Here is a 12,584-nt window from a genome sequence, read left to right as displayed (position 1 = left end):
GCACGAAAAACGCCCCGGCCGGACAATCCCAACCGGGGCGAAGGAACGCCGAGGCGACGAAGCGACACTACTCGCTCATCAGCTCCTCCAAACGTTTCATCTCGGGGCCCGAGGCGGTCATCATGCGGCCCTCCAGGGCTTTCTCGAGATCCGCCGGATCTTCCATGCGTCGCAACGCAGCGGTGAGCTTCACCCACTCCGACTCAGAGGCGACAGAAGCGCGGTCGAGGATTGGATCGATCGCAGCCGGACCGATCTTCGACAGCGCGACAACCGCGGGAGTGACGTCATCGAGTGGCCCGACATCGATCCTTGGAAAATCGTCTTCAATTCGGCTGATGAGGACCGAGATTCCCTCCGTTGCCCGCAGGGCACCGAGCAAGCGAATGGCCTGCAAAGGAGGCGAGAGCGCGACATGGTCGCCGTCGAAGCCGCTTCGCCAACCGGCGATCTGCACGAGTGTTCCGATCAGCTCGTCTCGAGAATGGCCCTCCAAGGTCCCCGAGGCGTCCCAGGCCAGAGCATTCACCCCAGCAACCATCCTCAGAGACTCATCGCTCGAGGTGAGGCCGTTGTAGATGGCACCGACGCTATGGATCGGCCCGTCGACGCTTGGAAGAGGAGGACCGAGCGGCAACGCTGCTTGGCGACTGCAGTCCAGGATTCCTGTGCTGAGGCGATTGCCCTGGCCCAGAACACTCTCTGACCAACTGCTGCCGTCACAAAAAAGTCGAGTGCTGGCGTACCACTTCACAGTTTCCGAAGCTCGCTCATCATCGACATTGAGCCACTCGTCAAAGGAAAGACAATTGATGAGCACTCTGGACGCTTGGGCAGACGAGCAACGAGTATTGAAGAAACCCGGCGTATCGAGCGCGAAAATCCCACAACTCGGGCCAGGGTCCAGTATCAAATCTTCGTCGTCGTTCGTACGATCGTCGTCGCAACCTCCTAAAGGACAGTCGTGACTGGGAATAGGTGAAAAAATCGGCACCTCGTTGACCACCTGGCGATAGCCCACCGTACCTTCGCGATTCCTCTTGAAATCAAATTTGCACCGCAGGGTAGGGTCGCATGGGGTGACCCTGCCCTTGATTTCCATATTCTTGAACCAGCCCTGGGCCCCGGAAGGGTTGCCCAGCGACACGGCCCCGAGGGTCGGCAATCCAACGGCCGTCGCACGAATCCCTGGCGGATCGTTGCGGGGATCCTGCATGCCCGACCCTCTCCAGGTGAGATCGACTTCGATCACCGAAAGATCCACCGACTCGGTACAGCTAATACCTCCCACCGAATAGGTGACCTCCAACTCCACATCGTCGGCCATATCGCTGGTCACGTCGCCTCTCACAGAAACGTCCGACTGGTTGGGAGCGCCTTGGATGGAAGCTTTCGACGCAGCCTGGGCAATGCGCCACTCATAGGTTCCCCCACTGGGATTGCCACTCGCCGAGAACGTTCGCCGACGGGACTGAGAGATGCACGCAGGCGGATCGGTGATCTCCACCGCGCAGCTTGGCTGCCCACAAGTCCCCCCCGGCGTGGACGTTCCTGCATTGGGGTTGTTCACGCTCCAATTGGGCCGCGCAAAGGGTAATCCGGTAAAGGTCGAGCCCGTACCGGCAACTCCGATCGGTTGCTCGCAGCACTCATCCTGCTCCACCTCGGCGTAGACCACACCCTCGGACGGAGGTCCCGTCGAGGTCACTTCGGCACACGGCCCTCCCGTCACCTCGAGGGTGTTGGTACTGCCGTTGGTGGCGTTGCCCGAGCCTCCTCCGCGGCAGAAATCGTAGAAGTATGCAAGACCGCCAAGGCCCGGGATCTCCAGGCCCGTAGTGATCTCCAAACAGAACAGCGGAAAGCTCCAACCCTGGCTTCCGATCCGGAAGTACACGTTCATGTCCACTCTCAAATAGAAGGACAGCACGAACGCGCCGATGTTGATCCGATCCCCGAGATCCAAGCCCTGCAGGATCGCGTCGCCCACCTGGCCGGTCTCCGGATCGAAGATCAAACCGACTTGCCAATGGAAGTTCACAAGATTGACACGGACTCGGATGAAGAAGTCGAAATTGATCATGTCGGCCGTCTCGTCCGATGCCAGCGCCCCCCGAGCATGATCCTCGCCGGACGGAACCAGAGCCGGGTGCTGCACCACGACATCCTCTCGATCCATCACCGTCCCTTGGGTCCGGCGCATCACGAAGTCCTGGAAGAACAGCTCCGGCCGCGGTGCCTCACCCGCGCCCTGACCGCCCCTCGGCCTTCCGCTGCCGGTCAGACCACCTTGCGGACCTTGCGGATCCTGCTGTTGCGCCACCAAGTCGCGGGACAGCAAGCGACTGACTCCGGCCGGCTGAATGGTGATCGGCAGCGATACGGAGTGCCCCGAAGGGTCCCGGACCACCAGATCGAGGGGACCGAGAGGTGCTCCCGGCTCCACCTGCATGATGGCGTTGAGGCGATCATCGCGACCGTTGTCCACCCCGAAGATGCGCACCCGGCCGGAGCGGCTGGGGGACACCGTTGCGTTGCGCAGGTTGTGGCCTACCAGCGACAGCACGTAGGTCTTGTCGCGCTCCGGCTCCGCCGGGGTCCAGGTATCGACTAGTGGACCCGCCGGCAGCACCCGGAAGAAGGCCGCCTCTTCTCCCTGGCCGTTATCGACCAGGAGGTTGTAGAAGTCGAGAATGCGCGTATCCCGAGCATCGACCCGCACCACCATCCGGGTGCCGGCGGCGTTGATGCTCTCCACCGACACGGTGGGGAACCAGCGGGTCATCGGCTCGTCCGGATCCGGTGCCTCATCGGGCACCGAAACGGTCGCTCCCTGGAAGTTGGCGCCGGTCAGGGTGATCGTGCGAATCCCTCCGTGAACGATGGTGTTCGGAGCCACGTCGTCGATCACCGGCGGACCCGCCGCGGGATCGTCATTCACGATCAGCCGCGCCGAATGTGCCCGCGTGATACCGCCTCCGGCGCCCCGCACCACCATCCGGTGGTCGCCCAAGGGCGTCGAACTGGTGGTGCGCAGCACCAGAAGCGAGGTATCCCCGGGGGTCACCGTCACCGGATCGAAGGTGTGAGTGGTGCCCTCGGGCAAGCCGGTCAAGGAGAGAGAGACGTCCGAGTCGAACCCATCCACCGGATCCACCGAGATCGTGTAGTGGACCGCGCCGCCCTGCTGGGTCGTCCGGGAGAACGGCGTGATATCAAGAACGAAGTCCTCTGTGTCCGACACTTGGAGCTGTGCCGTGGCGGTCTTGGACAAGCCACCGCCGCTACCGGTAATGGTCAAGGTACTGGTTGCCAGCGGCGTCGAGGCGGTGGTGTTCACCTGCAGCGCCGCTGTGCCACCGGCCGGCACCGTGACCGGCGTGAAGGAATGGGTCGTGTTCGAAGGCAGGCCGGAAAGGCTCAAAGCTACGTTCGAGTCGAAACCGAACTGACCATTCACCGACACCGTGTAGATCGCCGATTCGCCCACCTGCACCGAGTGTGAAGACGGCGACACGTCCAATGCGTAGGTCGGCGCTTTGGTCTCCGCCAAGGCGAAGAACGTATGTCGCGGGGTACCTCCCTCGAACAGTCGGACTGCACGGGTCACCGAGCCCAGTGCAGCCGCATCGAAGCGGATCTGGAAGGTCCCCGAGCCTCCCGGCGCTACATCCACCACCTGGTTGTTCTGGGCGTGGAACGCCGCCGGATCGTTGGTGTTGCTGGAGATCGAAATCGACCCGATGGTCAAGGGCTGATCTCCGGTATTGGTGGCCGTAAAGGTCCTGACGATCTCCTGGCCCACTCCCGTGTCACCGAAATCAAAGGTCGAGGTGCGCGGCACCAGCACGCCGTTGTGGCGCAGCTCGATGATCGCTCCGACGGCATCGGTCACTGTCCAGTTGGCGGTGAAGCTGTAGGGATCAGGGGTGGGGTCATTCGTCGCGATCGAGAGCACGCTCGAGCGGGGCCCTTCGGTGGCGCCGGAGAAGCGCAATGTAAAAGTCCGGTTCTGGCCGGCTGGCACCGACGTCGGTGCGCTGGTCGCAAAGCTCACCTCCGTGCCGGTCCAGGTCACGCTTTGGACCGTCAGCGTCGCGTTGCCCATGTTGAGCAGGGTAATGGTTTCGAGGATCTCCTCGCCAAAATCCGTCGTCCCCAGGTGGGTGCTGCTGCCCGGTTGAATCGTCACGCCACTGCGCATCACCACCAGATCCGCAGCCGGCGGAGGATTCGCCGTACCGCGAACGTCGAATTCGAAATTCGAGGAGCCGTTGACGAACAGACGCACGCGGTTGGTCACCGTCGCTACCTGCGAGGCGGTGAAACGCAAAGTAAAGGTCGCGCTGGCGTTCGGAGCCAGGTTCTGCACGTTGTTGCTAGGGGCAGTGAAGAGAATCGGATTGCTCGCGCCCCCTCCGAAACCGATCGTCCCGAGGGTGAGACTCTGGTCCCCTACGTTCGTCACCGTAAAGATCTTGTTCACCGGTAAGCCCTGCGTCGTAGTACCGAAATTCACTAGATCGTTGCGGTGAACCGTGGCGCTGCCTTGCTTGAGTTGGATCACCGGGCCCACGGGTTCCGTGGCGGTCGCCCGCGCGTCAAATCGATAGGCCCGGACTCCGTTGACCGTCACCGCAATCTCATTCGTCACCGTGCCCGGACCGGTCGAACCATAGATGGCGTCAAAACCGCCGGTATCGCCAGGATTCAACGTTCCGAGATCGAGATTCGAGGTGCTGAAACTCCCCGGATCATTGGCATTGCTGGACACCACCGCCTGACCGACGGTGATTGGGGTCGAACCCACGTTGACCAAAGTGATTCGCTGGGTCAGGTCGACACCGACCAGAGTCGTACCAAAATCGTGCACGCTCCCGTCGGGAATCACCGTCGAGCCGTCACGAAACTGAATCTGTCCGAGAGCGGGAAACGCTCCCGCCAGTGCCAAACAGACAACTAGAAACCAAACCCTTTGATGTCGCATCCTGGTGGATCCTCCGAGAGGGGGTCATAGCGGCAGACTCCAGCACCGACCACGACAACCGTCGTCGGGTACCGAGAGCACCATCCTCAAAGAGGTAGGACTTGATCGGCGGAGGGTTTAGTCCTTCGATGTCCGCCGCCCCGCGGCAGAAGGCCAGCGACTCTTTCCGGGCTAAGATGCCGTCATGCGGAAGGTTCGTCCCAAAGCCGCACCAGACTCGAAAGGAGAATCGTGAGCGGCCTGCGAAGCCTGGTCGGCCAATACCTCGACGTGCAGCTCAACACCGGAGCGGGGGTTCGTACCCGGATCGTCGAACGGCCGAGCCGCAGCCTCGAAGCGAAGGAATGCGCCCGGCTAGTGGCGGACCTGCGCACCGTGGCACGGTCGGTGCTCAGCGACGGCGAACTCACCTATGGCGTGCTGACCGGCGATCCGGAGAGGTTGAGCCGACTCGTGGTGACGGTGCTTTACGATCGCGATAGCGGCCAGCCCATCGCATTCAACGCCCTGGCGATCCTCCCTTGCCGACTGCGCGGACGCGATGAGGACGTGCTCCATCTCGGTTTGGTGATGGTGAATCCGGAGCATCGCGGTCGGAGACTCTCGTGGGTGCTTTATGGCCTCACCTGTGTGCTGCTCTTCCTGCGCCGGCAGCTCCGGCCACTGTGGATCAGCAACGTCACGCAGGTACCCGCCATCGTCGGGATGGTGGCCGAGAGCTTTGCGCGGGTGTTCCCCACCGCCGCAGGCCGGGAGCGACGCAGCCACGATCATCTGGTCTTGGGGCGGGAGATCCTACGCCACCACCGGTCGGCCTTCGGGGTCGGCGAGGAGGCTGGATTCGACACCGAGCGATTCGTCATCACCAACGCCTACACCGGCGGCTCCGACGACCTCAAGAAGACCTTCGAAGAGGCCCAGAAGCACCGTGACCCGGTGTACAACGAAATGTGCCGACGCGAACTCGACTACGAGCGGGGCGACGACTTTTTGCAGCTCGGGCAGTTCAACTTGCAGATGCTTCGGCGCTACCTACTCAAAACGGTGCCGCGCGACTCACTGCCGGCGCTGCTGGGACACTTGGCATTCGCCGGCCTGGGTACGATCGTGCTCCCGCTGATCCACTGGCTCAGCCCGCGCCGTCCGATGGGCGAGCTGCGACCTCGCCCCGGGCGGCGGGAAGGGTCCCGATGACCATCGGGGAGCGACGTTTCCGATACTCCGAGATGGTCGGTCGCAATCTCGGCTTCGTCACCGCCGAGGAACAGGAGCGGCTGCGCGACGGCAGCGTCTTCGTCTGCGGAGTCGGCGGCATGGGCGGCGCGTGCTTGATGTCGTTGGCGCGCGCCGGCCTCGGGCGGGTGATCGTCGCCGACCTGGACACCTTCGAACTCTCCAACCTCAACCGACAGCTTTTCGCGGACCTCGACTCCGTCGATCAGCCGAAGGTCGACGCCACGGTTCGTCAACTCCGCCTCATCAATCCGGAGATGGAGATCGAGACCCACGGCGGTGACTGGGTGGACCACCTCGACGGCATCCTCGGCCGCGCGCCGGTGGTGATCAACGGTATGGACGACATCCCGTGCGGTATCCACCTGTACCGCCGAGCGCGGGCGGGCGGAGCGACGGTTATTGACGCATATACCTCGCCGCTACCCTCGGTGACGGTCGTGGCGCCGGGCGATCCGCGTCCCGAGGAGCGGCTGGGGTTTCCGTCGGACGGAAAGGACTGGCGAGCCCTCGACGAGGACGACATCGCCGGATCCATGCGGCGCGAACTCGAATACGTGATGACCCACTCCTCGTCCCGTCACCACGTAGATCTCGACGTCGCCGCCGAAATGGTGCGCGGCGACCGACCGCGGATGTCCTTCGCCCCCATGGTGATCACCGCCGGCAGCCTGATGGCTTTCGAGGCGGTGAACCTACTGCTCGAACGGCCATCGGGGACCGACTGCCGAGGCTACTTCTTCAATCCGTGGACGGTGCGGGTCGAGCGACCCCGCCATCCGCTGGGCGCCGCGTTGATGGGATTCGTCGTCCGGCGCTTCCTCGATCGTCTCATCGACGCGGATTGAGGCCAGGATGCACCCGGACGTCATCGTGACCTGGGCGGGAGCCGCCGGCGTGACCGCCTGCCTCGTCTACATTCACCGCCGACGCACCCGCAGTTTCCTCGAGTCGCGGATGATGCTCCTGCTCTATGGCCTGGCGGCGCTGCTCTGGGTGCGCGGTTGGTTCTGGCTCGACGGCGACCCTCGCCTGCGCACCCTCACCCTGGTGCCCGCGGCCCTCCTGCCGCTCGCCGCGACGCTCTTCGTCGAAGGTCTACTGCGCCGCCATGGTCCGCTGGCGCTCAAGCTCCTCGTAGCGATCGGCAGCGTCGTGATGGTCGTGACCGCGGTGGTCTCGAAGCCGGGTTCACAGCTCGCTTTCCGATCCCTCCAGGGGTACCTCGTACTGACCCTGCTGCTCCTGTTCTGGCTGCTCCTGCGCCGGGATCGCGGCGATTTGGCGGCCGCCGAGAATGCCCTGGTCGACGCGATGACCGTCGCCACCGCCGTCGCCATCATGGTGGCCTTGACCGACTTTCGCCTCCGCCCCTCCTGGCTCGACCTGCGGCTGGGGGGGATCGGTGGACTCCTCGTGGTCTATGCATCGGTGGCAGCGGGCCGACGGCGGCCGACGGTGCGCTCAGCGGTCGTCGGCACGGCCTGGACCCTCGCCAAGGCCGCTACCGTCGCCGCCGCCGTCATCGTCCTGTGGGGCGATTGGAGCGTGAGCTTCGCAGTGCCGGCGTTCTTCGTCTGTCTGGCGCTGGTGCTTCTGCTCGCCGTGGTCGACAAACTGAGAACGATGGCGCGCGATGAGGAGACCGACTCGTTCCGCCACTGGTTGCTCACCGCCGACACCCGCTCCCTCGACACCCTCGTCGACTCCCTCGAACGCCTGAAACTGGCCGAGAATCACCTGGTATTGCGCGCAGCCGACCTCCGGGACTACTCCGTCGACGGACTGGTCGGGAACCTGGCCGCGGGACCGCCGGTCCGCACCTTGGCCGAGCTGCGCCGGGAGCACGCTTCGCCGGAGGCCGCCGAGCAGCTCGTGGATCTGCTCGAATCGCACGGCATGTCCCACCTCACGCTCCTGTCGCGACAACCGCCGGTGCTGTTCCTGGTCGCCCTCCCGGACGTGGCACCGGCGCAGGACTGGCTGGGCGACCTGGCGATCGTGCGCAAAATCGCCGAGTCGCTACCTGCGGAGACCGCGAATGGCTGAGCGCCACGGCCTGGTGGCCGGCGATCTCGACGGATTCTTTTCCGCCCCCACCCACGCCTACGGCCCGCGTTCCCTCTACGTCTCACCGATGCGCGCCGACCTCGCGCGCCTCCTGAGCCGTGAAAACCCGCTCTTCGAGGGCGACGACGACTTCGCTTACTTCACCTGGTACGACCAAGGCGTGCCGCGCGGGCGGATCACCGCCCATCTCCACCGCGCCTCGAACGAGCACTACCGAATCCACCGTGCCTATTTCGGCTACTTCGCCTGCGCCGACGACCCGACAGCGGCGGAAGCCCTGCTGACCGCCGCCGAGGACTGGGCGCGCTCGCGCCGCTGCGATGAAATCATCGGCAGCTTCGATCTGACGGCGATGCAGCAGATCGGCATTCTCACCGAGGGTTTCGACCGCACTCCCTACATCGACATGCAGCACAACCCGGAGCACCTGCCGCGCCTGCTCAGGGACCACGGCTATCGACCGCGGTTCCCCATGTCCACCTTCGAAACGGATCTCACCACCTTCGATCCGGAGACTCTCCGCGGCCCGGCACAGCGCCAGCTCATGGACGGTGACGAATTGCGCTGGACCCTGCTCACCCGGCGGCGATTTGGGCACCAGATGGAGGATGTCCGCGAGGTGCTCAACGACGGGTTTGCCGACAATCCGATGTTCGTGCCACTCTCCTCCGAAGAGTTCGCCTTCCAGGCCGGCGGGCTGATGTGGATCGTCGATTCGAGGCTCTCTTGCCTCGCCTACGCCGGCAGCGAGCCGGTCGGGGTCGTCGTCTGCATACCCGACCTCAACCCCTTCCTGCGCGCCACCGGCTCGCGCCTGTCCATCGCCACCCCCTGGCACTTCCTGCGCCACCGGCTGCGACGAAGGCGGGCCGTCATCCTCTTCTACTCCGTGGCGCGCGCCTGGCACGGCCGCGGCCTCGCCGGCGCCATGCTCTTCCGGGTGACGAGCGCACTGCGCTCCGCCGGCTACACCCGCCTCGGTACCACCTGGATCGCCGACGGTAATCCAGCCAGCCTGCGGCAGATGGAAAAGCTCGGCGCCGAGCGGTTGCACCGGCTGCATCTCTTCGTAAAGGAGCTCACCTGATGCAACTCGACCGGGAGCTGCGCCGCTACCTGGTGGACGAAGCCGCTCGGGCGCCCTCGGCACACAACGCCCAGCCGGCACGCTGGCGACTCGAGGCGGACGGCGCAGTGACCTTGTTCGAGGACCTCGACACTCGACTCATCGTAGGAGATCCCGAGGGCTGGGACGCCCGGCTGAGTCTCGGTACCGCTTTCGAGGGACTGGCGATCGCTGCCGCGGAAGCGGACCTCGGCCTCTCGGCGCCGCGCCCGGTGCCGGCCGAGGGACGCGAAGTCGCCGGCCGACGGAACCTCGCCCGCATCGCCGAAGCGACCTTGTCAAAGGGCGCCGCCACCGATCCCCTGGCTCACTGGGTGCCCCACCGGCGCACCTACCGGGGCCGCTTTCGCCGTGCCGAAGCCGGTGAAGTGGCCCGACTCCGCTCGGCGATCGACGCCGCTCCAGACCTCACAGGCATCTTCGACACCCAGACGATCGCCGAGATCGGCCGCCTGCACGACCACTGCACCTGGGAGTTCCTGCGCCAGCCCGATTACCACGCCGAACTTCACCGCTGGATGCGCTACTCCTCGAAAGACCCTGCCTGGAATCGCGACGGGCTGAGCGTCGACTGTCTAGGGATCTCCCCCATCGAGCAGCGATTCGTCAGGCTCCTGCTCTCACCTAGAGGCTTCCGTTGGGTGAAGCGGCTGGGTCTCGGGCCGGCGGTCGCCGCCGAGAGGTCCCAGGTGCGCTCGGCCACCGCCCTCGTGCTCCTCCACGGTGACGCCGAAGCCAACCCCCTCGACCACGGCCGACGCCTCTACCGCGCCTGGCTCGAACTCACGGCAATCGGCTTTCTCGCCTGTCCGATGAGTTCCGTCCTCGAATGCGCGCCGGGCGTCGAATACCTGGCAGCGCACCACCCACCGGGAACGAGGGTGATCAAGTTGCTGCGGGTAGGGCCGTTGAAGGACGGGGAGCGGGTCGCGGCGAGCCGCCGCCTACCGACGACCGACCTCCTGGTGTGAGCACCGGCGCGCTCGGCCGGTGGCTCAGAGCAGCTTGAGAAACTCGAGCAGCGCCGCCTTGTCCGTCTCGGGTAGCGCCTCGAACTCGCGCTCATGGCCGGTATTCGATCGGCCCGGCTCGCGGGTGTCGTAGATCCGCGGCGTCGAAAACGGCTGCCAGCCGCCGGGGTAAACCCACTCACCGTCCGCCGCCTCGTGCAGGGCGATCCCCACCCGCTCAAAATCGAGCCGATGCCCTCCCACGGCGAATCGCCGCGGGCGTTCGGCCGGATGCATCAGGTGCCAGAGAGTCGGCACCGAACCGTTGTGCAGGTACGGCGCCGTAGCCCACAAACCGGTCAGCGGAGTCGCCACATAGCCGCCGGTGGTGGCCGCATCGATCTCGCGCCCGTAGCCCGAGCGGCGAATCGCCGCCACCAACTCGGCATCCATCGCCTGCCAGCGCAGCGGGTCGGACCCCATCTCCCCCTGGACGACCAACCGGTTCGGGAAGCGATCGAGGACCGGCCGGCCCGCCTCTACGGTGTATTCGCCGTGGCAGGACGCACAGTGCCCCGCGTAGACCTCCCCGCCCCGCACCGCGGCCATCTCCTCGATCGGTCCCGGAAAGGGGGGCGGCCGATAGTCGGCCAGGGACTCGAGAACCGCGGCCACCCCGGGCACCGCACCGACGACGGCGCCGGGCTCCATGCCCATGGTCGGCACGGTGAAAAACGCCACGATATGGGCTTGCTCCGCCCGGCCCTCGGCGACCGGTTCGCCGCGCTCGCCCACCGCCTCGCGATCAACCCCCGGCCGGACATAAGCACTGTCCCACAGAAGCGCCGACCGCAGCGGGCGGTCCCCGAGATCGGGAATCGAAGTGAAGCCGAACTCCTCTGCCGGCACACCTTCCGACAGCAGGCCCAACTTCAGTTTGAGCGCGGCAACACCGTTGGTCAGCCCCGGTGAGCCATTGCTGAACACCGTCGGTGCATCGAGACCGGCTTCGAGTTCAGCGAGGCGGGCGGCAATACGCGGCAATACGAAACGCCTGAGGGTCTTGCGCTCGCGCAGTGAAATGTCCGGAAACAGGCGCTCGACGGTGGCGAGAAGGTGGTCGGGATCCTCCATCGCACGTTGGAGCGACCGGTACACCGTCCAGGTGTAGGCCTCGAGATCGATCGAGGTGTTCGGGAGCCCAAGCCAAACCTCCTCCGGGCGCGGCAAGCCCTCGGCGTCATAGGTCACTCCGGCATGACAAGCGGCACAGCCGAGATTCGCCGTCTCGACCCGCAGCGGCGGCAAGCTCCGCGTGACGTCTCCGGCGACAATTCCGAGCGGCCGATCCAGTTCCGGCTGCGGTCCCGGCCAGTTCGCGATCCTTCGAGGCCGAAGAAAGCCGAAGCTCTCCAGCCGCGCGAAGGCTGCCTGCCGCGAAACCTCATCCTCCCCCAACGCCAACGCCGCGACCATCACCTTCCAAGGCACGGCATGAGTCTCCATCGTGTCGGTACTCAGCCCACCGAAATCGCCGAACAGAAAAAGGTGCAGCCCCCCGACCTCCCGCCCGGCCAGCTCAAGCCGCTCCAATTCACCGGCCCGGCCCCCCGCATAGCCACGTAAGAAATTAGAACAACCCACGCAGAGCAAAAAAGCCCCAGCCAAAGCCAGCCAAGACGTACCGGAGAGGCGCATCCCCAAAGCCTAGCTCACCCGTCCCAAAGAATCGAAGTCATCCAGGCACGAGAAGCGCTCATCGAGCGAGACACTGCGAACCGCCCGACCCACGAGCGATATGTCGTCATCGAAAGACTTGGATACCTTCGTCAGGTTCCTTCTTCGGAATCGGCAGTAGGGGGTTTGAATCCGTAGATTTTGCCCTCGAGCAAGCCCTCTACGACCGCGACAAAGCCGCCTCGGAACCCCTCATCCATCACAGTGATCGCGGCGTCCAGTACCTCTCGATGCGCTACACCGATCGGCTTGCCGAGGCCAGCATCGAACCCTCCGTCGGAAGCCGAGGGGACTCCTACGACAACGCCCTGGCCGAGTCCATCATCGGACTCTATAAAACCCGAACTCATCCGGAAACGCGGACCCTGGCGGGGGCTCGAGGACGTCGAATACGCAACGCTCGAGTGGGTCCACTGGTACAACCACAAGAGACTTCTCGAACCCATCGGCTACCTGCCGCCTGTCGAACACGAGGCAAACT

The 12,584-nt window shown here is 64.9% G+C and carries 7 protein-coding genes and 1 pseudogene; 6 read left to right on the top strand and 2 right to left on the bottom strand.

The genetic code is table 11. The features are described 5' to 3' along the window. Nucleotides 1-67: 67 nt before the first annotated feature. Entirely contained in the window at nt 68-4,987 is a 4,920-nt protein-coding gene (locus AAF481_04395; GenBank protein ID MEM7480390.1) for a choice-of-anchor D domain-containing protein, read from the bottom strand. Between the two features lie 231 nt (nt 4,988-5,218). On the opposite strand from AAF481_04395, the gene AAF481_04390 reads away from it, so the two are divergent. The 5 genes from AAF481_04390 to AAF481_04370 are packed head-to-tail and all read left to right on the top strand — an operon-like array spanning nt 5,219 to nt 10,387. Then, the gene (locus tag AAF481_04390) at nt 5,219-6,181 is read left to right on the top strand and encodes a hypothetical protein (GenBank protein MEM7480389.1); all 963 of its coding nucleotides are present in this window, start codon (nt 5,219-5,221) and stop codon (nt 6,179-6,181) included. Continuing rightward, nucleotides 6,178-7,068 carry a ThiF family adenylyltransferase gene (locus AAF481_04385; GenBank protein ID MEM7480388.1) on the top strand — a complete coding sequence of 297 codons (891 nt, stop codon included), beginning with the start codon at nt 6,178-6,180 and terminating at the stop codon, nt 7,066-7,068. The genes AAF481_04390 and AAF481_04385 overlap by 4 nt, the downstream gene beginning before the upstream one ends. A 7-nt stretch (nt 7,069-7,075) precedes the next feature. Continuing rightward, on the top strand, nt 7,076-8,269 hold the full coding sequence (locus tag AAF481_04380) for a hypothetical protein (protein ID MEM7480387.1): 1,194 nt from the start codon (nt 7,076-7,078) through the stop codon (nt 8,267-8,269). After that, complete coding sequence (locus tag AAF481_04375; GenBank protein ID MEM7480386.1) at nt 8,262-9,377, top strand: GNAT family protein; 1,116 nt, start codon at nt 8,262-8,264, stop codon at nt 9,375-9,377. Before AAF481_04380 ends, AAF481_04375 begins: the two co-directional genes overlap by 8 nt. After that, nucleotides 9,377-10,387, top strand: coding sequence for a hypothetical protein (locus tag AAF481_04370; protein MEM7480385.1), 1,011 nt, complete (start codon nt 9,377-9,379; stop codon nt 10,385-10,387). The genes AAF481_04375 and AAF481_04370 overlap by 1 nt, the downstream gene beginning before the upstream one ends. Nucleotides 10,388-10,411: 24 nt before the next feature. Here AAF481_04370 and AAF481_04365 read toward each other — a convergent pair whose 3' ends face one another. Next, nucleotides 10,412-11,857, bottom strand: a complete 1,446-nt coding sequence (locus tag AAF481_04365; protein ID MEM7480384.1) for a cytochrome c — start codon at nt 11,855-11,857, stop codon at nt 10,412-10,414. A 389-nt stretch (nt 11,858-12,246) separates the two neighbouring features. Here AAF481_04365 and AAF481_04360 point away from each other — a divergent pair. Continuing rightward, a pseudogene (locus tag AAF481_04360) lies at nt 12,247-12,584 on the top strand (integrase core domain-containing protein).

This window comes from Acidobacteriota bacterium, assembly GCA_039030395.1.
Taxonomy (GTDB): Bacteria; Acidobacteriota; Thermoanaerobaculia; order Multivoradales; family JBCCEF01; genus JBCCEF01.
Note: the sequence above shows the minus strand (reverse complement) of the source record. Positions and strands in the feature narration are given on the sequence as shown.